This is a genomic window from Aquibacillus kalidii, assembly GCF_014280935.1.
In the GTDB taxonomy this organism is placed as follows: Bacteria; Bacillota; Bacilli; order Bacillales; family Amphibacillaceae; genus Aquibacillus_D; species Aquibacillus_D kalidii.
This window is the reverse complement of record NZ_JACLZI010000044.1, coordinates 40,838-63,154: the sequence shown is the minus strand read 5'-3', so window position 1 is coordinate 63,154 and position 22,317 is coordinate 40,838. Positions and strand designations below refer to the sequence as shown.

Sequence of the window (22,317 nt, the reverse complement as noted above, 5' to 3'; positions counted from 1 at the left end):
AGTACTCGTAAGAATGTGTTTATAGAAATAGGGAGGCTTATTATGCTTTTTAATAAAACGATCGGACTACAGTTGGATAAAAAACAGAACAAAATAATAAGAAGAAAGGCAGTTAGAGGTATCATTACTGTTAATAACAAAATTCTTCTTGTTCTGTCCAATAAGGGGGATTACAAACTCCCAGGAGGCGGCATAGAAGTTAGCGAGAACCATGAAACAGCCCTAATTCGGGAAGTGGTCGAGGAGACTGGATATTTCTCTATTATTAATGGGGATAAACAAGGAATGATAGTAGAGAGGTATGCTGATCGGTTTGAATCTGATGCAATTTTTGAAATGACCTCATATTATTATTTTTGTGAATTAACAGGAAAAAAAAGCGAACAGAACCTGCAAGGATATGAAATGGAGCAGAATTTTAAAGCTACATGGATGCAGATAGATGAAGCAATAAGACAGAATGAAATGGTTAGTGTGGATAAATTAAAAAATGATTGGGTGGAAAGGGAAACCTATGTTTTAAAGCAAATTCGTAAGTTGTTTGAGAAAGAAAGTGAGAAAATCTAAAGTACGAATTTCTGTTAGGAGTTAGATAGAATGGGAAAATGCTTTCCTAGAATATATGATTTTGCAATGGCACCACTAGAACGTAAAAAATTAAAAGGATTTAGAAAAAATCTTATTGCAAATGCTGAAGGAAGAGTACTAGAAATAGGGTCTGGAACTGGAGTTAACTTTGGTTTCTATTTGCCTATTCGGACTAAGTATGTAGATGCAATAGAGCCTAACCCAGATATGAAGGAAAGATCAGTAAAACGTATAGAGGCAGCGAGTGTTCCTATTCAAGTTCATTTGGTTGGAGCTGAAAAACTCCCATTTCCTGATAATACATTTGATTCAGTAGTAGCTACTCTCGTGTTTTGTACGATACCAGACCCGGAACAAGCATTACGAGAAATTCAACGAGTCAGCAAACCTGGTAGTTCTATTTTACTGTTTGAGCATGTGAGGATGAATGATTCACCCTTTTTAGCAAAAATACAGGAAAAGTTAACGCCACTTTGGAAAAAGGTATGTGATGGTTGTCATCTAAATCGAAATACTAAAGAACTTATTTTACAGTCTGGTTTGAAAGTTACTCATGTCAATACTTATTATAAAGGGTTGTTTGTAACCATGAATTGTACAAACAGTAAAAGAAGGTAGGATGTTTGACCTAAATATCCTACCTTTCACTTATGAGAGACAACACCTATTAATATACTTTATCCCCGTTAAAAATAGAGTTTTTTACTACAACATAATCAACAGTACGAATAGAATCTAGTTTGTTCCCGCCGGAGTACGAAATAGAAGACTGAAGGTCCTGCTCCATTTCTGTAAGTGTATCTTGTAAGGAACCTTTATGATCTACAAGCATTTTCTTTCCTTCTACATTTTTCTTTTCTCCCTTTTGAAACTCAGATGCTGAACCAAAATATTCTTTATAAAGCTTTCCATTTTGTTCAATTGTTACTCCAGGAGACTCCTCATGACCAGCAAACAACGATCCGATCATGACCATCGATGCACCAAATCGAACTGATTTGGCTATATCACCATGTGTACGGATTCCACCATCAGCTATAATTGGCTTTGTCGCAGCTTTTGCACACCAACGAAGTGCTGCTAATTGCCAACCACCAGTTCCAAATCCGGTTTTAATTTTTGTGATACATACTTTACCTGGTCCTATTCCTACCTTAGTAGCATCTGCCCCTGCATGCTCTAATTCTCTAACTGCCTCAGGAGTTCCAACATTACCTGCAATTACAAAACTAGTAGGTAAGAAAGTTTTAATATGTTTAATCATATTAATAACAGCATTAGAATGACCGTGAGCAATATCAATGGTAATGTACTCAGGTGCTAGTTGTTTTTCTTTTAGTTTCTCTATAAAGTCATATTCTTCTTCTTTTACGCCAACACTTATGGAAGAGTATAGTCCTCGTTTATTCATATCTTGAATAAAAGCTATCCGCTTCTCTGGTTCAAATCGGTGCATGATATAAAAATAATTATTTTCTGCTAAGTAAATGGCTATCTTTTCATCAATAATAGTTTGCATATTTGCAGGCACAACAGGTAGTTTAAATTTGCGTCCACCAAATGTAATAGAAGAATCACACTCAGAACGACTATTAACAACACACTTTGCTGGAATTAATTGAATATCTTCGTAATCAAATACGTTTTCCATGATGCACACCCCTAAACACGAATATTTAATTTAATTTTAGTTAAAACGTTCGTTACTTAGGTAATGTACATCATTTTTGAAAAGTTGTCAAAATATTTAACAATAACTTTTGGTGAACAGTGACTTTAGCTACTATCAAATAATTTAATAAGTTTTAGGAAGGCGTTTATTTGTTGTTAATGCTAAAGTAAAAAGATATTTTTATGATTTAGTGGTTAAAGCTAAAACCGTACAATGTCAAGTATTTCTAGATATTTTAGAAATAACAATTAGGAAGTCGGATGGACCTAAGAAGTTTGAGATATTTCCTGTGGGAGTAACAAGAGATAGAAAACCTGAACAGCTCGTCATAGACTTAATCGTTATGCTGGGTTGATTAAGGTGGAGTAGAAAAAGGTTGTTACTTATCTTGTTGAGCGGTTTAAAACGTAAGAAGGTGAGAAGGTGAGAAGGTGAAAAGGTGAGAAAAATTGTACATTAATACGTTTTGGAGCAAGAGGAGAAATGTCCGAAGAGTACACCAAAGTTTGGAGATGAATTTCTCGAGCATTATTTTCCAAAAAATTGGTGGTTTTTTGACGCAATAAGTATAGCGTGAGTAGATTATCTCTAACAACCCCTCACGCATACCATCTCCTTCTATCATGAAAAAGAAGCAAAAGGAGTTACGACCGAAGATTCTCAGGCAAATAAGGCTCTTATAAATTAAAACTTTTTCAAAAATACATAACTTACTTTATCATAGTCCATTTTCTGTTCGTAAAATCGATGTGCATCTGTGCGTTGTAATCCTGAAGAAAGGGATATCGCATCATAACCATTTTCTTTTGCTTCCTCTTCTACATGTGATAATAGTAATTCTCCATAACCCTTTGACCTTGCTTTTGAATCGGTAATTAAATCACATACCCATATGAATTTACCGTTATAGAGAGTTATCATAGGCAAATAACCGATAAGCGCAACCATTTTGTCTTGATAAAACAGTGCAGTAAGACTGTAGTTGTTGTGATGAACGGATTGTTTTATCAGACTAAGATAATCAGCTAAATTTAAATGTGTACGTAATTGTTTCATTAATGGGAATGCTTCCGCCCATTTTTTTTCTGTTTTCAACTCTCTTATGGAAATATTACTATTTTCCAATGATATCCCTCCAATTTTTTTTTGTACTAATATTCAAAAGTAAATAGTTATAACATTAATTCTACTATATAATTTTAATTAAAACTTAGAAAAAAGGTGGTTGAGAAAGTTGGAAAGACCATACATAGAAGAAGTTATTTCAATCGATAGATACATAATAGACCTCAGTCGTTTGTTAATAAAGGTTGTTGACAGTGGAGCGTCTATTGGATTTATCCCTCCTTTAGACATAAATAGAGCAAATATATATTGGGATAATGTACTAAATGAAGACACTGTGTTATTCGTTGCTAAATTTGATAAGCAAACAATAGGAACTATCCAGCTCCACTTATGTAGTAAAGAAAACGGTGATCATCGTGCGGAAGTTGCTAAGTTAATGGTGGATCCGGCATATCGCCGACTTGGTATTGCTAAAATGCTGATGGAAGTGGTGGAAAACAAAGCTCTGTCAGAAGGTAGGCAGTTATTGGTTTTAGATACAAGAGAAGGGGATCCGTCAAATCAGTTGTATTTATCATTAGGCTATAAATTAGCGGGGACTATTCCATGCTTTGCTAGATCAGGAACTGGAAAGCTGGATGCAACAAATCTATATTATAAAACAATGAAAGAAAATTAAAAGACCCCGAAAACGGGGTCTTATTTATGGTTTATTTTTGTACGTTAGCTGCTTGTGGTCCGCGGTTACCTTCTTCGATGTCGAAAGTTACTGCTTGACCTTCTTCTAAAGTTTTAAATCCTTCGCCTTGGATAGCTGAGAAGTGTACGAAAACGTCGTCTCCGCCTTCAACTTCGATAAATCCAAAACCTTTTTCTGCGTTAAACCATTTTACTGTTCCTTGAGTCATTAAATTGTGCCTCCTGTGTGGACAACTCCACTTGTAATATTACTATCTTTGTTCCTTAGTATAGTTCATGTAAGACAAAGCATTTTTAATAAAAAAAGATTTGTTATCAAGACACACATACCGAACAAAAATAATTACCTTTATAATAGCTTAATATATCCTTATTTGCAAACACTTTCATCCTTGATATTTCAACAATCAGCGAGTTAAATCGACAAGTGAGGATTCAAAATTTGTCATGTTTATTTCAATATATTATGATTCTGTAAAATCTTTGTAATAAAAATAGATGAAACGCTTAAAAACTATCTAAATGGGAAGTATAGCATTTCTTAGAATTAATCAACTAAGTGGGTTGTTCCCTAAATAAATCACATTTTGTTACTAATTGTTTGTTTTGTGAGTGAAATTACCTATATAATCTTTGTGTTTTATTACAAAAGTAGACCTAATGACTATATTTGAAATAGAATTGTAATATTCGTATTACATTCCTGTCATTTTTCAATGTTATACTGACTGTGGTTAAAGATAGACTACCTTACATATATGGAAGCCTTTTCAAAAATGTCATAGCTTACATCCTATAAATTATATTAAAATGGAACGAAAGTAGGGGAAGAGAGTGCCGATTAATAAGAAGAAAGTGGTTTTAAACCTAACGCTAACAATCGGATTGATGAGTACATTTGTTGCACATCCAGTCCACGCTGAAACAGCTACTCAAATCCAAGAGAAACGTTCACAAATACAATCAGATATTGCTAAAACAGATGAAGAAATTGCTAAGGCTCGTGCAGAGATGATTCAATTAAATGAACAAATTGTGCGTGTTGATCAAGCAATTAAAGATAACGAAAAAATGATAACCAAAACAAAAGAAGACATAGCAGCTGCAGAAGAAGAAGTTAAGCAGATTGAAGAAGAAGTTGCTGAGTTGCAAGAAAATATAGATAGAAGAAGTGAAATTTTAAAAGATAGAGCGGTTACGCTACAACAGAATGGTGGATCTGTTAGTTATTTAGATGTAATCTTTGGATCTCAAAGTTTTGGAGATTTTATTGACCGTGTCTCACTAGTAAATAAGATAACAAAAGCAGATACGGATTTATTAGAGCAGCATCAAGCGGATAAAGAAGAGATAGAAGAAAAACAAAATGCTGTAGAAGAAAAACTTTCGGGTTTAAAAGAAATGAAAGTTGAATACGAAGGAATGCAAGCTCAAATTTTAGAACAAAAAGAGCAGAATGAACTGCTGAAGAAAGAACTAAAAGAAAAAGAAGAAAATAACCTTGAATTAAAAGCTGAATTGCAATCAAAGGATTATAGCCTCTCAATAAAAGAAAACCAGATCAATTCTGGTAGTCAAGCTCAAAGCACTAATAGCAGTGGTAATATCGAGCAATATTCAGCGCAAAGTAATCAAGTGTCGATTCCAGCTAATCTAAGCGGAAATGTAGAAGATGTTATTTCAGCTGGTTACAAATACATTGGGAGATCTGTTTATGTATTTGGTGGCGGAAGAAATTCTTCTGATATAGCTCGTGGGCGCTTTGATTGTTCTGGATTTGTACATTATGCTTTCTCACAAGCTGGAATTAGTGTAGGAACCAGCACAAGCTCTCTATCACGTCAGGGTACTAAAGTATCTACTAGTGAAATGAGACCAGGTGATCTTGTATTTTTCGATACATATAAAAATGACGGGCATGTTGGTATATATATTGGAAACAATCAGTTTATCGGATCACAAAATAACACTGGTGTAGCAATTGCTAATATGGGAAGCGGATATTGGGCTGAAAAATTTGATGGCCATGTTCGTAGAATTATACAGTAATAAAAGAGAAGCCATCAAAGGCTTCTCTTTTATTATATAAATCTCTTGTATCTTCTGTTTAAAAGTGGCCTTTTGTGCTTGGGGAAAGTACAAAGTTTATTTATAAGTGGATATATTAGATTAGTGGTGGTTATCCTCTAGAATAGATGATCTTAAAAACAAGGTAATTTAGAGGTGAATTGCATATTGTGAACCGAGAAAAAGGGCACTGTGAGTTATGTGCTAGAAATAATGTTGAACTTACGAAACATCATTTAGTTCCAAAAGAAGAGGGAGGTACATTCGGAGAAACTGCCATGATTTGTATCCCTTGTCATAAGCAAATTCATGCCTTGTACACAAATAAAGAACTTGCACTTAGACTTTCATCTATCCAAGACCTATTGCAAGATCTGCAAATTATGAAATATGTAAAGTGGATAAGAAAACAGTCACCAAGCCAGTTGGTCAAAGTGAAAAAATCCAAGGATAGGTAATGCGTAAGAGAGGTGGAATGGAGTCCACCTCTATATAGTCTATAAAATAAATGTAACACCAGTGTACAAAATGGTTGCAATGCCAGCCGCAATGAGTGCAGGTTTTAATTTGAATCGTGCATACTCTACAGCGGACAGATCTAAAATTTTGGCTAGTGTGTTGGTATCGTCACTTAATGGTGAGGCGAATGCCCCGAATGACCCACTTGCAAACACAGCACCAATCGTTAATGGTAATGAGATATCGGCAGCTAAGGATACAGAAATACCTAAAGGCATTAAAATCCCCCAGGTACCCCAGGCGGATCCTATGAAATACGAAATTAAAGAACCGAATACAAACAATAAAGGTGCAATGAAAACTTTTGGTATCCAATCTGTGTGTGCGGTAACAAACCTTGAAAATCCTAGGTCACTTGTTACGGAAGATAGGCCCCAGACGATTGATAAGAGAACAATTACAGACATCAAATCATTTCCGCCTGTCACAAAGCTATTAATAAGCTTGCTTAACTCGAATTGTTGTATCAGAAAAAAAATGATAGAAATAAAAACAGTGATTAGTAATGCAACTACCATTGCTTGCAATACATCTGCTTTAATAAATGCTTGAATCATTCCAACTCCTTGTTTTTGACCGTCCCACCAAGTTAAAAATAAGGTTAAAGAAATAACTAGAATAATCGGTACAATTAAATTCCAAGGTTTGTTAGGTAAATCTTTTGAAACAGCTGGGTGGCAATCATGCCAATCATCTTCTTTATCTTCTTCTATTTGGGTTGGGGCATTCGTATGTGAAGAGTGAAAAAAACTTAAGTAAACCCCAACCAATATGATAACGAATGCGAAGAAATTAAAAGGGATACTTTGTATAAATAATGAATAAGGATCGGTTTGAACAGCAGCTGTTTCAACTGAAATTTGAATCACAGATACCATATAGCCGACGAAAGCTGTAGCAACAGGAATCAGCACGATAACTGGGGTTGCTGTTGTTTCAATTACGAAACCAAGTTCTTTCGTTGTCATTTTTACTTTCTTTAGTAAAGCTTTCATTATTGGAGTAATTGTGACAAATCGAAACGTAGGGGCACTAAATGTTCCAATTGTTGATATATAGGTTAAAAATAACGCCTGTTTCTTAGTCGTAATCTTTTCAGCTGAGCTCTCAACAAATCCCTTAATACCACCAGTCATTTTAATTATTCCTATTAAACCAGAAAACATATAAAGAAACACGATGATTTTAATATTGTTTTCATCTATTAGAGCTTGTACCAGATAAGTTAATGTTGTTTCAAATCCACTAATAGGAGCGGGTGTTAATAAAAAGCAACCTACTAATAACCCAAGGATTAGGCCTGGTAAGACTTGCTTTGTAATCATAGCTATTGGTATAACAACTAAAAATGGAATGATAGAGATCCAACTAGCGTCCATTGTTACATCACCTCTCGTTTGCTCACTAATGATTAGAATGTGGAAAATCACTTAGGATTATGTACAAGAATTATTGTCAAAAATAGTTCCAATATTTTTCATCAACTACAACTTACTTTTCGTTTATAATAGGATAGTTAGAATTACTTACACACATGGAATAGGGGAATATGATTGAAAAAAATGATACTTATAAGTTTAAGTATTCTACTAGTGTTATTAATTATTCTAGTAGGTGCTGGTAATTATTTTTATAGTGAAAGTGTTAAAAGAGGTGTTCAGGTAGAACTTCATAGTGAACCAGAGTCAGTCAATGCAATTGCGGAGCAAAGCAACCAATTGTTAGATGAATCATTGGAATGGTATGAACAAAATAAAAATAAGTTTGAAACGGTTGAACAAACGTCATATGATGGTTTAATACTAAAAGCCCAATTTCTAAACAATGAAAATGGTAATGGAAATGCTGTTATATTAGCTCATGGTTATCGTGGAGATCATAAACACATGTCCGAATTTGTTAAGTTTTATGTAGATCAAGGGTTTGATGTGCTGATGCCAGATGCGCGTGGGCATGGACAAAGTGAAGGGGATTATATCGGCTACGGTTGGCATGATAGGATTGATTACCAAGGTTGGATTAATAAGTTAATTAAAGAACAGGATACCGAGAATATTTTCTTGCACGGTATTTCGATGGGGGCAGGCTTAGTTTTAATGACTAGTGGGGAAGAACTACCAGAACAAGTTAAAGGAATCATAGCAGATAGCGGATACTCCTCTGTGGAAGATGAATTAAACTATCAGCTGAAAAATCTTTATCACTTGCCTTCGTTTCCTTTAATGAACATAACTAGCTTAATTACTAAAGTTAGGGCAGGTTATACGTTTGAAGAGGCATCAGCTATTGAGCAGGTAAAGAAAAACACTCGTCCTTTATTTCTTATCCATGGGGATGCGGATGAATTGGTTCCAACTTATATGGCTAATGAAATATATGATGTTGCAAATGGAGATAAACAACTTTGGATTGTACCGAAAGCTGGGCATACGAAATCTTATAGTGTAGCAACAGAAGAGTATCAAAAAAGATTAACCGATTTTATTGAAAGTTCGCTAAAATAGAGATCGAACTCATCATCTTTTTATATAATTCTATTGGATTAGATTGGCAGGGGTTAACATGAAGAAGGGAATAACGTTTCTTTTATTTTTTGTGATTGTTAGTAATTGCTTACCATTTGAGATTAAAGCTGATTCAGCTACTACACCTGAAAGTTTGCTAACTGAATCTGTTGTCTTAATGGATGCTCAAAGTGGACAAGTGTTGTATGAAAAAAAATCTACAGATGAGCTATATCCAGCAAGTTTAACTAAGATTGCTACAGCAATATACGCTATTGAAAAAGGAAACTTAGATGATATCGTCACAGTAAGTGAGAACGCACGTGAAGTTGAAGGAACAAGAGTCTACTTAGAACAAGGGGAACAAGTTACATTAAAAAAATTAATTCAAGGTTTGTTAATAAACTCTGGAAACGATGCAGGAGTAGCTATTGCCGAACATCTTGATGGTAATATAACTACATTTGCTAGACGTTTGAATAACTATTTACAAGAAGAAGTTGGGGTTGAACAGACTCATTTTAAAAATCCTCATGGCTTATTTGATATGGAACATGTCACGACAGCTTTTGACCTTGCTAAGATAACTCAATATGCAATGAAAGATGAAGTATTCCGAGATATCATTGGCACTGCAGAGTTAGAATGGGTTGGCGAATCTTGGACGACAACTCTTTATCATCACCATAAAATGATACGAGAAATACCGTACGATGGAATATCCGGTGGTAAAACAGGATATGTAGATGAGTCGGGTCATACATTAATGACTACTGCTGAAAAAGATGGATTAAGTTTGATCGTTATTAGCTTGAATGGAAAATTACCTATGGATACGTATAAAGATACGAAGCAGTTGCTTGACTACGGCTTTAGTCATTTTGAAACTTCTAGTATAGAAGGTGGAACGAAATTCACAGATGAAAACGGTCAAAAGTATGTTGTTTCCAAAACTTTGCCTTACTCACATCCTAGAGGAGAAAAAGCCAACTTCGAGGTGGATGAAGATGGGTTATTGACAGTTAAAACAACAGACCCGTTAGTAACAGTTGGATATCCTTTAGAAAAAGTGGAATCGAAGACTGAAAAGGTAGAAACTGTGAGTATCCAAAATGTGGATAATACGAATGAAAGCAGTAAATCTTCCATATTAATGCTAGTATCCTTACTGATTGCATTAACATTAGTCGTGATGGCATTGATAAGACTAAGAAGAAAAGAATAATGGAAGGTTTTGAAGCGCTGAGTAGTTATAGTTTATGGAAATGAGTAAAATTGACTTACAAAACACGCTTATAGCTAGCGTGTTTTATTATTATCTAGTTAAAATCAGGCACCATTAGTCTAATTTAGGAAACTTAGATCCCCTAATAGTACACTAATGGTGCCTTGGTGTTTTTTATCGGCTTTTAATTTTTTTCTTGAATCTTAATAAAGATGGTAAAACTTTTTTCGTCTTCCTTCTTAAAATGTCTCTTCAACCTACTCCTCTCCGCTTTGTGTCAATAAAAACTTAGAACATATCATTCTCTATACTGTAATTAGCACAAAGGCTATTACAGTAATTCCTTATTTTTGTTATAGGAACGTTTTAAAGAGATATAGCTAGTGAAAAACAAGACTAAGCTAATACTTAATAATAGTCCAATAGCATCAATCCATTCGTTTAGATTACTTGGAATTTTAACAACGAATAAATAAAACAGCATATAGATGACCACAAAACTGCACGTTCTACTAAAAATACTTTTAAGCTCCTTCTTGTATGAATGTTCTGTTGCGATATCTGTGTATTCAATCCCAGATAGTATATACCTTCCTGAAACATAAAAGAGGAATATAGCAGAGGACAATAATGTTGCATTTTCTCCACTTATATTAAAAAGATTATTACAGATAATCATTATAATAAGGGAAAAGAAAAGAATTACGGCTCCTTCTGATAAAAAGTACAACATCCTTTTTTCTTTGTATTCATCATTTGGCAATAAATAAGATATCCAAGATTTCATTACAACTCTACCTCCCAAAATAATTCATCCAAAGTTTTGTTAAGTTCTTTTGCTATGGCAACACAAAGTTGAAGGCTGGGGTTATATTCTCCTTTCTCAATTAGCCCGATTGTTTGTCTGGCGACTCCTACTTTTTGGGCTAATTGTTGTTGTGTGATTGACAGTTTTATTCGTGTGATTTTCACATTGTTTTTCATCGATTCACCCACAGTAAGTACTATATAAATAACAAATGTTACTTATATATTACATCGTGAGTAAGAAAAAGTCAAATTTACTTATCGGACTATTTGCTCTAATAAATGGTACATTGCTCTTTTAATTCGTTCATTTCCCATGGTGAGTATATTAATGTCATTACCTCTTTAGGCCACATTTTATTTTAAACGTGTTGCGATAGCATTAATTCTGATAATAATATTATTTCGCGTAAACAATAAGGTAGTAATGAAATCTAAGGAGGGAAAGTAATGTCCAGAAGAAATAAAATATTAGTACCTGAGGCTAGAGAAGGGTTAGATCGTTTAAAGGCAAAGGTTTCTGATACTATTGATCCGAACCAGGCCAAGTATGAGGTAGCAAAAGAACAAGGTGTGGAATTATCAAAAGGCTATAATGGAAATATAAAGGCAAAGGATGCGGGTACTGTAGGTGGAAATATAGGTGGGAACATGGTCAAGGAAATGGTAAGAATGGCTCAGGCTGAACTTAATAATAAAAATAAATAAACTATTACAGGTGTCCTTTCCATGTGACTCAAATCTGTGTTAGTAAAAATGCTATTGAAAAACATATGTTTACCTGTAGCATTTCACAAGGAAAATAGCAAACATATAAAAGCTTGGACTTAGGATCCAAGCTTTTGTAATTACATTATTTTGTTTAAATAAAGCATCTCAAATGGTTTTGTAGTTGGAGTTCACCACTAACTTTATTAGGGTCTTAATCGAAAAACGTTTCACCCCTTTTTAGATCTAGAACATGGCCATTTATTGAAACAGTGTGGTTATTTATCCACTCCACTTCTGCATATTGCATTCGATAATCATCATAGATTGCTTTTTCGAACCAAAGTGGACCATCTAATTTTCCGATAACACCAAACGCTGTAGTAGCTCCGCCATTTGTAAGATAGAATTCAATTGTGTAATTTTCATCTGGTGAGTGTGATGTTTTAATTAATTCTTCTGAAACAAAGAGGGGACGTAATGATCCTAGAAGAAGAACAAACGAGAGTGGTATTAAAAGCAATATTGAAGAAACTACAGTAAACCAACTTCTTAACTTTGAGATTTTATTTCTTTTATCTTCGAATCCCATAATCCCTAATATAAATGCTAACATAGCTAGAGACCAAGGAACGTATGGTGGAAATATTGTCCATGCTGAAAAGAACAAACTAAATGAAAAAATCAAACATACTAGACAAATACAAAAAGACCATATATTATAATGTTTTGCCATATTCGTACCCTGCTTTCGATATATTGTTTTTTAGACTCTGGTTTGTTAGTTAAGTACAACCTATTGAAAATCTCTTTATTCATATTAACATAAAATTACAATTAGCCTACTGATTAACAAAATTCGCCATGTGTATCGCTTGTTCTAAGGCAATAAAGAAAAAATAGACCAAATCAGTTGTGTGATTTGGTCTACTAATTGCTATGTCTAGTGTTTTTTTCAAAGTTATTAAGGGTATTTATAGTGATATTTCATGTATGTTAAGTTTCTGTTGAAAATTGAAATCAGAATAGTCGACTCATTTTTCTTTAGGAACAAACTTCATTAAAAGCAGATGTTAAGTTATTAACGATTTCCTCAATCTCGTGGTCTTCAATATCTTCTCTTGGAATAAAGTGCACTACTTTACCGTCTTTTAAAACAGCCATTGATGGGGAAGAAGGTTCTATTCCTGAAAAGTATTCTCTCATGCGAGCAGTTGCTTCACGATCTTGACCAGCGAAAACAGTGACAAGGTTTTCTGGTTTTTTAGGGCCTTCCAGTGCAGTTCTTGCTGCTGGTCTTGCTAGCCCTGCGGCGCACCCACATACTGAATTAACGACAACAAGTGATGTACCTTTAATACTTGTCATAAAATCGTCTACTTGTTCAGGTGTTGTTAACTCCTGAAATCCTGCTTCTGTTAGTTCATTGCGCATTGGTTGAGATATTTCTTTCATATATTGATCGTATGGGTTCATTTCTAATTCCTCCTTGTTATTTTTTGGTGGCCTGTGTCATCTGATACCAGACGGATCCTTGTGCATCATGCCCACCTTTTATCCGCTCTAATGCCATTTTTACTTGCATGCGAACTTCAAACTCAGGATCACCCCCAGCTTCCTCTAAAGCCTCTATGGCTGATTCGTCACCAAGTTCGTATAAAAACATAGCAGCACGCCAACGTACAAGACGATTAGCATCATGAAGAGATGCAATCATTTCTGGCATAGCTTCCTTAAAACCTAGATCAGAAATACAATCTCCTGCCGTTCTCCGCACCGTTACAGCTTTGTCTTTTAATGCCTTATATAAATAAGGTAAAACCTCTGGTTCTTCAATCATACCTAAATAAGCAACAGCTAATCTTCTAATCGAAGCTTTCTCATCATCTAAGGCCTTCGCTAATATAGGTAGGGATTCAAAGGTAGGTTCTAAACGATCTAGTGTAGCATAACGAACTTTCCAATCTGGGCTTTGTAATGATTCCAAACTTACACTGTTAGATAATTGTTTATGCTTTGCATCGCTTGTAGATATTTCACCATCAAATGCCTGACGGACAAGCTGATCGAGTCGCGATTGATCATAGCTTGCAGTCAATTCTTCCACGACTTCATTACCTATTTCTTCAAGTGAACCATATCTTGGTCGTTGTTCGACCCACTTTCGCTCCATCACCACGTTTGGAGATGAGGACGAAGCATCTAAGACTGCTTTCATGAATCGTTCAGGAAGCCCAAATCGTTCTTCTTGTTCGCCATCATCTAATTTAACTTGACTAGGAATGTTACGAAACATTTGTATGAATACTTTTACTTCCCCAAAAGAATTATTAGTATCGTTTGCTGTCTGAACGATGGAATCATCGTGTGTATCTACTGCTGATTCAATTGTTCCAAGCGTCTCTCGGACAGCAGGAAGAATAGATTCCCAAGGAACTTTCGGGTTTCGTTCTAACGCCATAAAATCAATGACGTGATAAATACCTTTAACTCCAGTTATTGAAAAAAGTTGTTGGATAAACTTCGGTGCTGCTTGTAAATCGTCAGGTTTATAATTTCTAGTCTCATTTTCAGGAAGTTTTTCATCTAAAATAATCTTCATTGAATGAGGACTAGGAGTCGGTTCAATAGATTTGATTTTCATATGGATTTCCCTCCTTTATAACAAAATAACGTTCTGTTAGTTAGAGCGCTTATTAAGTGATTTTATCAGAGAATAGACCTAGATTCCATTTTAACGAACACCCAGCTAATAGATGACTAAATCAACTTTTACCCAGCCTCTTACACTGTTAATAAACCAGATGGTGTCAAAATCACTTATATTTTTCTTATAAATAATTTTTTCCTTCACTATTCCGTCGTCAATTAATTTTTGACGGAAGGTACCTGGCAGTAATCCTGACTCTATTGGTGGAGTGTATAAATGGTTGTCTTTTTCCACTACTAAGTTTCCAATTGTAAATTCAGTCAGTTCTTCTCTTTCATTCCATAATAAAGTAGAGAAGACGTTTTTAGATTCTGATAACTGGTGCTCTTCATAAACACTTCTATTTGTCGTCTTATGATAGAAGAAAACGTTGTTAGAATTAATGGGTTTTGTCGCTAAGTTACAAGTAATTCTTTCAAGTTCTGTTTCAATGGGGTGTGCGTTAATATCCATTTTTCCATTGTGATCCATTACTAGTCGTACTTTATACTTACCGTTAGTAAGAGTTTTTGCTAGATTAGTTAGAGCGGTAACGATATTATCTCTGTTTATATTAAAATTGAAATAATTTGCCGACTTTTTTAACCTGTTGAGATGGTAGTTTAGTAAAGGATAGACTCCTTCCTGCAATAAAAGAGATTCTATAAGTTTAAAATCTTTTTTGAATTTTGTAGTTAAAAGTTTAGCCTTTGTTACCATTTCTTCGTATTCAGCTACGGTAGAGGAATCCCAGGTGATGCCCCCACCTACCCCGTATGTTGCTGTTTCTTTTTTGCTATCAATAATGACTGTTCTTATTGGAACATTAAATACTGCATTTCTAGACGGTGTAAAGAAACCAATTGCCCCACAATAAATATCGCGAGGGGAGGATTCTAAAGTTGCAATATAATCCATTGTACGAATTTTCGGTGCTCCTGTAATAGATCCACACGGGAATAGTGCTTGGAACCATTCATATACTGATTTGTTGTCTTCTAGTTTTGCCTCGATAGTTGACGTCATTTGATGAACGGTGGGATAAGTTTCAACCTCGAATAACTTGGTTACTTGTACACTACCAGGTTGAGCTATTCTACCTAAATCATTGCGCAATAAATCTACTATCATAAGGTTTTCTGCTTGTTCTTTTACAGAATTACGCAATGTCTGCTTTAGCTGATCATCCTCGTTGCTATAACGACCGCGTCTTGTAGTACCCTTCATAGGCTTAGTAATTATTTTATTATTAGCTACACGAAAGAATAGCTCTGGTGATGCAGAGAGAATCCGGAAATCACCTAAATTTAAATAGGCACTATATGATGCTTGTTGATTGCTTCGTAATTGTTGATAAAAGCTCATGTCGTTTCCGCTAAATGTAGCTTCCATTCGAGTGGTGTAATTGACTTGATAAGTATTTCCATTTTCAATTGCTTGTTTTATATTCGTTAGACCATCTTGGTATTGCTGATAATTGGAAGTGAAACGCCAGTCACTAACATCGTATGTAGCAGGATAGTCTTTTAAAGGTTGATTAGTAGGTTCATTAAAAACACCAAACCAAACAAGTGGTAGGTTTGGGCTATGATGAACACGATAATTCCCATCGAAGGCTGGTGCAGCTTCATATGAAACGTAGCCTGCAACATAGTAGCCGTTTTGTAGATCTATTTCAATATTTTCATAAATAAACTTAATCTGGTCCGTATCGTTCGTTTCATATATTTTTATTGGGTCAGAAAACGACAATGGATCAGGATTTCCGTTCTCATCAATAAAATCAAAACGTAGGACTGGGTTCATTGTGTAACACCTCGCTTCCATTGTAGCGCCTGATTGAAACTATTTTCTATCATTTTAAACCCCTTTTCTGTAAGGATGGATTCGGGGTGAAATTGTATCCCTTCAACAGGAAAACGGCGATGTCTGACACCCATTACTGCGCCGTCAACAGCACAAGAACTAACGATTAAATCGTCTGGAATCGTATCACCTTTTGCAATTAGCGAGTGATACCTTGTCACCTTTGTTGGGGATGAAATACCCCAAAATATACCATTGCCATCGTGTTGTACATTAGTAACCTTACCGTGCATTGGTTTAATTCCTTTTACTATAGAGCTCCCGAAATACTCGGCAATGATTTGAAAACCTAAGCAAACACCAAAAATTGGAATGGAAGAGTGAAAGTGATGGACTATTTGCTTACACAGACCAGATTCAGTTGGATTACCAGGGCCAGGAGAAAGTACGATAAGGTCAGGGTTAATCTCACTTAGTTGCTGTATGGTAACTTCGTCGTTTCGAAATACAATAACATCTTTCGTTATTTGTTTATAATATTGTACTAGGTTATATGTAAATGAATCATAATTATCAATGATTACAATCATCTATATTCTCCTTTAATGCTTTCAATAAGATTAGCATTATTATAACGTACCATGGAAATGCAAGTCATCAGTAAGACATTTTCAACTGAAAAAGCCATTCATATAAAGTTTGAATGGCTTTTTAGGTTGGATGATTATATTTTTCTATTTAAGAAGTCTATTATAGAATTCTTTTAAGATTTCTTACTACTTATTTGAGATAAAATCTGCAGTAACTAAGTTCTATATTTTTTTAAGTGAATGTTGGACAGCCGTTCCGGAAATATACTACGCTTTCCGCGGGCTCGCGCAGAGCCTCCTCGGTCGCCAAGAGCGCTCCCTGTGGGGTCTCACCGTCTTCGCTGTTCCCGCAGGACAAGGGATGCTACGGAATCGATACATCGCACGAAGAAAATCGGGTTTTATTTTCGAGGAGTCTCCGTATATTTCCTCCACTTAAGTAGATTTCCTAGTCATATGGGATGATTTATTTTATAGAATTATTACTTACTAGTTATTCATTCTTTCTCGTAAAGAAAGCCTCACTAAGCTGCGAAAAATGCGAGACTCCTGTGGGAAAGGAACAGTCTGAAGATCCCACAGCGAGTGTTCTTTGCGAGCGAGGAAGCTGAAGCGTTCCCCACGGAAAGCGAGCGTTTTTTAAGCAGCGCTGATTAAGCACTCATCTTCTAGAGTAGAGGAATGTTTCAAACTCTTACTGGTGATTTTATAGATAGTACGTAACTAGACTATGGTATTTACAAATAGTTTTTACTTTACAATTAGTTATACACCAATTACTCCTACCATTTGTTTGATTTGGTAGAGATGGTAGGAGGCAGTAATACATGCACTTTTGGTTAGGGCTGAAATATAGACTTCCGAAACAAAAGGATTACCGCTACTACCCTCTATAAACTATGTAAATTGCCTCTATTTCACCATGCTTCTCATAAAAGTTAAGTGAGATATTTTCGTGAGCGTCTGAAGCTAACTTATTAATCGATAGTTTTTTCAAGTACATAACTTAATTATAAAAAATAATATTCACATAAAAGTTTATAAAATTTTAAAATATATTACCAGTGGTTGACAGTTATAAATAAAATGGTAGTATAAAAGTAATCTAATTGATAATGAATATCATTATTGTTTTGTTCGCATAAGAAATATAATTACATCTAAAGTTGTAATGGGAAGGCTCAGGAATATAGTAATGAAAAAGAAGTATCTAATCTTAATCCTATTCGTCTTATCCATAGCATCGTTATTTATTGGTGTTATCGATTTGAAACCTAGTGATCTTTTTCAGTTATCTGAGGATCAAAAAGAGATTTTACTAATTAGTCGTTTTCCAAGATTAATAAGTATTATCATCGCCGGGATGAGTATGAGTATATGTGGTTTAATCATGCAGCAATTAAGCCGAAACAAATTTGTTTCTCCGACGACAGCTGGAACAATGGATTCAGCAAGATTCGGAATCCTCTTCGCATTAATGGTCATTCCGACAGCAGGACCGATGCAAAAGATGTTAGTGGCCTTCACATTTGCACTAATTGGTACATTTGTATTTATGAAAATATTAGATAAGGTGAAGTTCAAGGATCCTATTTTTATTCCGTTGATTGGGCTGATGTTTGGGAACATTGTCAGTTCAGTTACAACATTCTTTGCTTATAAAAATGATCTTATTCAAAACATGTCAGCGTGGTTACAAGGTAATTTTGCCTTAATCATGCAGGGCAGGTATGAAATGCTTTATATAAGCATCCCACTAGTCGCAATTGCTTATTTATATGCAAACAGGTTTACGATCGCCGGGATGGGAGAAGACTTCTCAACAAATTTAGGTATGAATCATAAGCGAGTAGTGAACATAGGCTTAGTTATTGTCGCTTTAATTACTTCAGTAGTTATTTTAACAGTAGGAATGATCCCGTTTTTAGGCTTAATTATTCCTAACATAGTTACAATTTATAAAGGGGATAATTTGAAAAATAGTTTGCCTCACACGGCCTTGCTTGGTGCTGTATTTGTATTAGCTTGTGATATTCTAGGGCGTGTTATTATCTACCCATATGAGATTGCAATTGGCGTAACAGTTGGTGTTATTGGGAGCGGTATTTTTCTTTACCTAGTAATGAGGAGAAAATCCTATGAGTAATAAAATCAAAATTATTTTACTAGCTATTATATCTATTATACTTATATCTATTTATCTATTTTCAGGTATTACAAGTAATTGGGACTATATCCTTCCAAGACGGGGTACTCGAATTTTAGCAATTGTCATAACTGGTGGAGTGATTGCACTTTCCACTATTATCTTTCAAACTATTACGAATAACCGTATTCTAACTCCAAGTGTAATCGGGCTAGACTCTTTATACTTATTGATACAAACCTTTATAATCTTTGTACTTGGATCAACTAGTAGCACGGCAACTAATCATAATTTGAATTTTGGTATTTCAGTAATATTAATGATTGGTTTTGCTTTCTTGTTATACAAAATTTTGTTTCGTAAGCACCAGAATATCTATTTTCTATTATTAATTGGTTTAATATTTGGGACATTTTTTGGAAGTCTATCATCATTTATGCAAGTGTTAATTGATCCTAATGAATTTTCAATTATACAAAATAGAATGTTTGCCAGTTTTAACAATGTGAATACAGATATTTTATACCTGTCTATTATTATTATTGTTATTGTACTCATTTATTTTATGAGGTTTTATAAATACTTAGATGTACTTTCACTCGGGAAAGAAAATGCTATTAATTTAGGGATTGATTATGATTACTTAGTAAAGCGACTATTAATTATCATTGCTATCCTAGTATCTGTCGCTACAGCCTTGGTAGGTCCAATTATGTTCCTTGGTTTGCTGGTGGCAAATGTGGCTCACGAGTTTTTGAGAACATATCGCCATAACTATCTGATCTTTGGATCAATTTTCATTAGCATTATTGCCTTAGTAGGTGGACAATTAATTGTAGATAGAGTGTTCTCGTTTGCAACAACATTAAGTGTCATTATTAATTTTGTTGGTGGAGCGTATTTCTTATATCTGATTTTAAAGGAGAATAAAACATGGTAGAAGTGAAGGAAATAACGAAGAGGTACGGGAATCAAGCTGTAGTTGATAACGTATCGATCAGTGTTCCTAAGGGAAAGATTACCTCATTTATTGGTCCCAATGGAGCTGGTAAAAGTACACTTTTATCCATTGTAAGTAGATTAATAGCAAAGGACTATGGTGAAGTAATCATCGATGACGAGGAAATTTCAACTGCTAAAAGTGGTGAATTAGCTAAAAAGATTTCCATATTAAAACAAGCTAATCATATCAATGTCCGTCTAACCGTTAAAGAGTTAGTTAGCTTTGGAAGATTTCCTTATTCACAAGGCCGACTAACAAAAGAAGATAAGAAGTTTATAGAAGAAGCTATTGCCTATATGGAATTAGAAGATATTCAGGATAAGTTCCTCGATCAACTTAGTGGTGGACAAAAACAGAGAGCACACATTGCAATGGTAATAGCACAAGATACCGATTATATCCTGTTGGATGAACCTTTAAATAACTTAGATATGAAGCATTCTGTACAAATTATGAAAGTACTACGTAGACTTGTTGATGAATTAGGGAAGACGGTTATTATCGTAATTCATGATGTAAACTTTGCTTCTGTATATTCTGATTATATCGTAGCGCTGAAAAATGGAAAAATTGTTAAAAAAGGTTCAACAAATGAAATAATTAATAAGGAAGTTCTACGAGAAGTATATGATATGGATATTCAAATCCAGGATATTGATCAATGTAGAATTTGCCTATACTTTTCTTAAGTTGTGATTTAAATGATGATAGTTATCTTCGAGAATATTATGGTAAACCCTAGTAGGATATTTAAGTTTTTGCTGGGCCCAAGTATTAAGTAATGAGCAGAGACAGTATTCCTAATAAGAACCATTTTCTTTCGGTAACTAGCATTTAAATAATAAATATAATAATTAGAGGAGAGACACATAGATGAAAAAGATATTAATACTTTTATCTTTACTATTTATAGTTTTATTTGCTGCAGCTTGTGGTGACGATGCAGAGGATAGTTCAACTTCAAAAGAGGATAATAAAGCTGCTAACGCAGAGAGTGGCGAATCGGAAGAGGCTTCTTCTGAGCCGACAGAAATCGAGGTGACACACCAATTAGGAGAGACTACTGTACCAGTAAATCCAGAAAAAGTAGTAGTGTTTGACTATGGCACACTAGATACTCTTGATAAATTAGGTGTAGAGGTTACAGCAATCCCACAAGATAATCTTCCAACATATTTAGAAAAATATCAAGATGGAAAGTATGAAAATGCAGGAACTTTATTTGAACCAGACTTTGAAAAACTTGCAGAAATTGACCCGGATTTAATTATTATTTCAGGAAGAACTTCTGAAGTGTACGATGACTTGAAAGAATTAGCACCAACCATTTATATGGGTGTTGATACTACAAGATACATGGATTCATTCAAAGAAAACGTTACGTTAATAGGTGAAATCTTCGGTAAAGAAGCAGAAGCGGAAAAAGAATTAGCTGCAATAGATGAATCTATTGAAGAGCTTAAAGGAAAAGTATCCGAAAGTGGTAAAAATGGACTGATTATCCTTACTAATGATGGTAGCATCAGTGCGTATGGAGCTGGATCTAGATTTGGTATTATCCATGATGTGTTTGGTGTTACGCCAGTAGATGACACAATTGAAGTAGCGACACACGGACAAAATGTCAGCTTTGAGTATATTGCTGAAAAAGACCCTGATTATCTATTTGTAATTGATCGCAACAAGATTGTTGGCGGTGAGTACTCAGCAGAAAAAACATTAGATAATGAATTAGTTAATGGTACGAAGGCAGCAACTGAAGATAATATCGTTTATCTAAACCCAGAGTACTGGTATGTTTCTGGTGGCGGATTAATTTCTGTAGCAGAAATGGTAAATGAAGTATCATCTAATATTGAATAATTGAAAAAGAAATGAGTCACCAAATTTTAGGTGGCTCTTTTCTTTTTTAAAATATGATGCTTTTAGTAAAAAAGACCTGTTTTATTCTCTTTTGATATTAAAATGTGTTGTATTTTGTCAGAATCTTAGGTATTATTTATGTAATAATCAAATATTATATGTGAAAAAAGGCTAACTTTTCGAAAGGGAAGGGCGCAAAGCTATGGGTCTAAAGTCTAGTGGACTATGATTGCCAGGTTACTCCATTAAAGTTTTGATTCTGTTGACTTTACAACAGTTTTAATGACTATTTCGGGTAATCGAAATGGTCATTTTTGTGTAACAAGCATAAATTTACCGGATCGATTCACAAATAAGTTCAAT

The 22,317-nt window shown here is 34.6% G+C and carries 23 protein-coding genes and 1 riboswitch; of the genes, 12 read left to right on the top strand and 11 right to left on the bottom strand.

Going from position 1 to position 22,317, the window contains the following annotated elements:
* Positions 1-42 precede the first annotated feature (42 nt).
* A complete protein-coding gene (locus tag H7K77_RS12700; RefSeq protein WP_186578215.1) occupies positions 43-567 on the top strand; it encodes an NUDIX domain-containing protein in 525 nt (174 codons plus the stop codon).
* Positions 568-597: 30 nt separating this feature from the next.
* A complete protein-coding gene (locus H7K77_RS12695) occupies positions 598-1,206 on the top strand; it encodes a class I SAM-dependent methyltransferase (RefSeq protein ID WP_186578214.1) in 609 nt (202 codons plus the stop codon).
* Between the two features lie 49 nt (positions 1,207-1,255).
* On the opposite strand, the gene guaC is transcribed toward H7K77_RS12695, so the two are convergent.
* Together guaC and H7K77_RS12685 are read right to left on the bottom strand one after the other, a co-directional pair.
* The gene (gene guaC / locus H7K77_RS12690) at positions 1,256-2,239 is read right to left on the bottom strand and encodes a GMP reductase (protein WP_186578213.1); all 984 of its coding nucleotides are present in this window, start codon (positions 2,237-2,239) and stop codon (positions 1,256-1,258) included.
* A gap of 705 nt (positions 2,240-2,944) precedes the next feature.
* Complete coding sequence (locus tag H7K77_RS12685) at positions 2,945-3,316, bottom strand: GNAT family N-acetyltransferase (RefSeq protein ID WP_186578272.1); 372 nt, start codon at positions 3,314-3,316, stop codon at positions 2,945-2,947.
* Positions 3,317-3,494: 178 nt separating this feature from the next.
* On the opposite strand from H7K77_RS12685, the gene H7K77_RS12680 reads away from it, so the two are divergent.
* Complete coding sequence (locus H7K77_RS12680; RefSeq protein WP_222599354.1) at positions 3,495-4,007, top strand: GNAT family N-acetyltransferase; 513 nt, start codon at positions 3,495-3,497, stop codon at positions 4,005-4,007.
* Positions 4,008-4,038: 31 nt separating this feature from the next.
* Here H7K77_RS12680 and H7K77_RS12675 read toward each other — a convergent pair whose 3' ends face one another.
* A complete protein-coding gene (locus H7K77_RS12675) occupies positions 4,039-4,236 on the bottom strand; it encodes a cold-shock protein (protein WP_186578212.1) in 198 nt (65 codons plus the stop codon).
* Between the two features lie 625 nt (positions 4,237-4,861).
* Between H7K77_RS12675 and H7K77_RS12670 the strand changes: the two genes are divergently transcribed.
* Both H7K77_RS12670 and H7K77_RS12665 read left to right on the top strand, forming a co-directional pair.
* On the top strand, positions 4,862-6,076 hold the full coding sequence (locus H7K77_RS12670; RefSeq protein WP_328701111.1) for a C40 family peptidase: 1,215 nt from the start codon (positions 4,862-4,864) through the stop codon (positions 6,074-6,076).
* 185 nt (positions 6,077-6,261) lie between these two features.
* Entirely contained in the window at positions 6,262-6,552 is a 291-nt protein-coding gene (locus H7K77_RS12665) for an HNH endonuclease (protein WP_186578269.1), read from the top strand.
* Between the two features lie 39 nt (positions 6,553-6,591).
* Here the strand turns inward: H7K77_RS12665 and H7K77_RS12660 are convergent, their stop codons facing one another.
* Positions 6,592-7,992, bottom strand: coding sequence for a Na+/H+ antiporter NhaC family protein (locus tag H7K77_RS12660; protein WP_186578211.1), 1,401 nt, complete (start codon positions 7,990-7,992; stop codon positions 6,592-6,594).
* Between the two features lie 183 nt (positions 7,993-8,175).
* Between H7K77_RS12660 and H7K77_RS12655 the strand changes: the two genes are divergently transcribed.
* Positions 8,176-9,117 (top strand): alpha/beta hydrolase, encoded by a 942-nt coding sequence (locus tag H7K77_RS12655; RefSeq protein WP_235988934.1) that lies wholly within the window; start codon positions 8,176-8,178, stop codon positions 9,115-9,117.
* A gap of 58 nt (positions 9,118-9,175) precedes the next feature.
* Positions 9,176-10,342 carry a D-alanyl-D-alanine carboxypeptidase family protein gene (locus H7K77_RS12650; RefSeq protein WP_186578209.1) on the top strand — a complete coding sequence of 389 codons (1,167 nt, stop codon included), beginning with the start codon at positions 9,176-9,178 and terminating at the stop codon, positions 10,340-10,342.
* Positions 10,343-10,673: 331 nt separating this feature from the next.
* Here H7K77_RS12650 and H7K77_RS12645 read toward each other — a convergent pair whose 3' ends face one another.
* Entirely contained in the window at positions 10,674-11,129 is a 456-nt protein-coding gene (locus H7K77_RS12645) for a DUF3278 domain-containing protein (RefSeq protein ID WP_186578208.1), read from the bottom strand.
* Positions 11,129-11,326: a helix-turn-helix transcriptional regulator gene (locus tag H7K77_RS12640; RefSeq protein WP_186578207.1), complete on the bottom strand. Its 198-nt coding sequence runs from the start codon at positions 11,324-11,326 to the stop codon at positions 11,129-11,131. Before H7K77_RS12640 ends, H7K77_RS12645 begins: the two co-directional genes overlap by 1 nt.
* 273 nt (positions 11,327-11,599) lie before the next feature.
* On the opposite strand from H7K77_RS12640, the gene H7K77_RS12635 reads away from it, so the two are divergent.
* Complete coding sequence (locus tag H7K77_RS12635; protein ID WP_186578206.1) at positions 11,600-11,857, top strand: alpha/beta-type small acid-soluble spore protein; 258 nt, start codon at positions 11,600-11,602, stop codon at positions 11,855-11,857.
* 214 nt (positions 11,858-12,071) lie between these two features.
* Here H7K77_RS12635 and H7K77_RS12630 read toward each other — a convergent pair whose 3' ends face one another.
* The 5 genes from H7K77_RS12630 to H7K77_RS12610 form a co-directional block, all read right to left on the bottom strand.
* Positions 12,072-12,593, bottom strand: a complete 522-nt coding sequence (locus H7K77_RS12630; RefSeq protein ID WP_235988927.1) for a DUF5412 family protein — start codon at positions 12,591-12,593, stop codon at positions 12,072-12,074.
* Positions 12,594-12,901: 308 nt separating this feature from the next.
* Complete coding sequence (locus H7K77_RS12625) at positions 12,902-13,333, bottom strand: BrxA/BrxB family bacilliredoxin (protein ID WP_186578205.1); 432 nt, start codon at positions 13,331-13,333, stop codon at positions 12,902-12,904.
* Positions 13,334-13,349: 16 nt separating this feature from the next.
* Complete coding sequence (locus tag H7K77_RS12620) at positions 13,350-14,501, bottom strand: conserved virulence factor C family protein (RefSeq protein ID WP_186578204.1); 1,152 nt, start codon at positions 14,499-14,501, stop codon at positions 13,350-13,352.
* Positions 14,502-14,606: 105 nt separating this feature from the next.
* Positions 14,607-16,352 carry an aminodeoxychorismate synthase component I gene (gene pabB, locus H7K77_RS12615; protein WP_186578203.1) on the bottom strand — a complete coding sequence of 582 codons (1,746 nt, stop codon included), beginning with the start codon at positions 16,350-16,352 and terminating at the stop codon, positions 14,607-14,609.
* On the bottom strand, positions 16,349-16,942 hold the full coding sequence (locus H7K77_RS12610) for an anthranilate synthase component II (RefSeq protein WP_186578202.1): 594 nt from the start codon (positions 16,940-16,942) through the stop codon (positions 16,349-16,351). Before H7K77_RS12610 ends, pabB begins: the two co-directional genes overlap by 4 nt.
* Before the next feature lie 1,195 nt (positions 16,943-18,137).
* Between H7K77_RS12610 and H7K77_RS12605 the strand changes: the two genes are divergently transcribed.
* The 4 genes from H7K77_RS12605 to H7K77_RS12590 all read left to right on the top strand — a co-directional run bounded on the left by H7K77_RS12605 (position 18,138) and on the right by H7K77_RS12590 (position 21,954).
* On the top strand, positions 18,138-19,088 hold the full coding sequence (locus tag H7K77_RS12605) for an ABC transporter permease (RefSeq protein ID WP_186578201.1): 951 nt from the start codon (positions 18,138-18,140) through the stop codon (positions 19,086-19,088).
* A complete protein-coding gene (locus tag H7K77_RS12600) occupies positions 19,081-20,028 on the top strand; it encodes an iron chelate uptake ABC transporter family permease subunit (RefSeq protein ID WP_186578200.1) in 948 nt (315 codons plus the stop codon). Before H7K77_RS12605 ends, H7K77_RS12600 begins: the two co-directional genes overlap by 8 nt.
* Positions 20,022-20,780 (top strand): iron ABC transporter ATP-binding protein, encoded by a 759-nt coding sequence (locus H7K77_RS12595; protein WP_186578199.1) that lies wholly within the window; start codon positions 20,022-20,024, stop codon positions 20,778-20,780. Before H7K77_RS12600 ends, H7K77_RS12595 begins: the two co-directional genes overlap by 7 nt.
* 184 nt (positions 20,781-20,964) lie before the next feature.
* Entirely contained in the window at positions 20,965-21,954 is a 990-nt protein-coding gene (locus H7K77_RS12590; protein WP_186578198.1) for a siderophore ABC transporter substrate-binding protein, read from the top strand.
* A 159-nt stretch (positions 21,955-22,113) separates the two neighbouring features.
* Positions 22,114-22,199, top strand: a riboswitch (cyclic di-GMP riboswitch).
* Positions 22,200-22,317: the final 118 nt, after the last annotated feature.

Bases quoted from the DNA above. Each gene is read 5' to 3' on its own strand.
- H7K77_RS12590 (WP_186578198.1), top strand. From the start codon at position 20,965: ATGAAAAAGATATTAATACTTTTATCTTTACTATTTATAGTTTTATTT.
- H7K77_RS12695 (WP_186578214.1), top strand. From the start codon at position 598: ATGGGAAAATGCTTTCCTAGAATATATGATTTTGCAATGGCACCACTA.
- H7K77_RS12595 (WP_186578199.1), top strand. From the start codon at position 20,022: ATGGTAGAAGTGAAGGAAATAACGAAGAGGTACGGGAATCAAGCTGTA.
- H7K77_RS12605 (WP_186578201.1), top strand. From the start codon at position 18,138: ATGAAAAAGAAGTATCTAATCTTAATCCTATTCGTCTTATCCATAGCA.
- H7K77_RS12700 (WP_186578215.1), top strand. From the start codon at position 43: ATGCTTTTTAATAAAACGATCGGACTACAGTTGGATAAAAAACAGAAC.
- H7K77_RS12675 (WP_186578212.1), bottom strand. From the start codon at position 4,236: ATGACTCAAGGAACAGTAAAATGGTTTAACGCAGAAAAAGGTTTTGGA.
- H7K77_RS12645 (WP_186578208.1), bottom strand. From the start codon at position 11,129: ATGAAATCTTGGATATCTTATTTATTGCCAAATGATGAATACAAAGAA.
- H7K77_RS12640 (WP_186578207.1), bottom strand. From the start codon at position 11,326: ATGAAAAACAATGTGAAAATCACACGAATAAAACTGTCAATCACACAA.
- H7K77_RS12630 (WP_235988927.1), bottom strand. From the start codon at position 12,593: ATGGCAAAACATTATAATATATGGTCTTTTTGTATTTGTCTAGTATGT.
- pabB (WP_186578203.1), bottom strand. From the start codon at position 16,352: ATGAACCCAGTCCTACGTTTTGATTTTATTGATGAGAACGGAAATCCT.
- H7K77_RS12600 (WP_186578200.1), top strand. From the start codon at position 19,081: ATGAGTAATAAAATCAAAATTATTTTACTAGCTATTATATCTATTATA.
- H7K77_RS12625 (WP_186578205.1), bottom strand. From the start codon at position 13,333: ATGAACCCATACGATCAATATATGAAAGAAATATCTCAACCAATGCGC.
- H7K77_RS12650 (WP_186578209.1), top strand. From the start codon at position 9,176: ATGAAGAAGGGAATAACGTTTCTTTTATTTTTTGTGATTGTTAGTAAT.
- H7K77_RS12635 (WP_186578206.1), top strand. From the start codon at position 11,600: ATGTCCAGAAGAAATAAAATATTAGTACCTGAGGCTAGAGAAGGGTTA.
- guaC (WP_186578213.1), bottom strand. From the start codon at position 2,239: ATGGAAAACGTATTTGATTACGAAGATATTCAATTAATTCCAGCAAAG.
- H7K77_RS12685 (WP_186578272.1), bottom strand. From the start codon at position 3,316: ATGAAACAATTACGTACACATTTAAATTTAGCTGATTATCTTAGTCTG.
- H7K77_RS12610 (WP_186578202.1), bottom strand. From the start codon at position 16,942: ATGATTGTAATCATTGATAATTATGATTCATTTACATATAACCTAGTA.
- H7K77_RS12660 (WP_186578211.1), bottom strand. From the start codon at position 7,992: ATGGACGCTAGTTGGATCTCTATCATTCCATTTTTAGTTGTTATACCA.
- H7K77_RS12620 (WP_186578204.1), bottom strand. From the start codon at position 14,501: ATGAAAATCAAATCTATTGAACCGACTCCTAGTCCTCATTCAATGAAG.
- H7K77_RS12655 (WP_235988934.1), top strand. From the start codon at position 8,176: ATGATACTTATAAGTTTAAGTATTCTACTAGTGTTATTAATTATTCTA.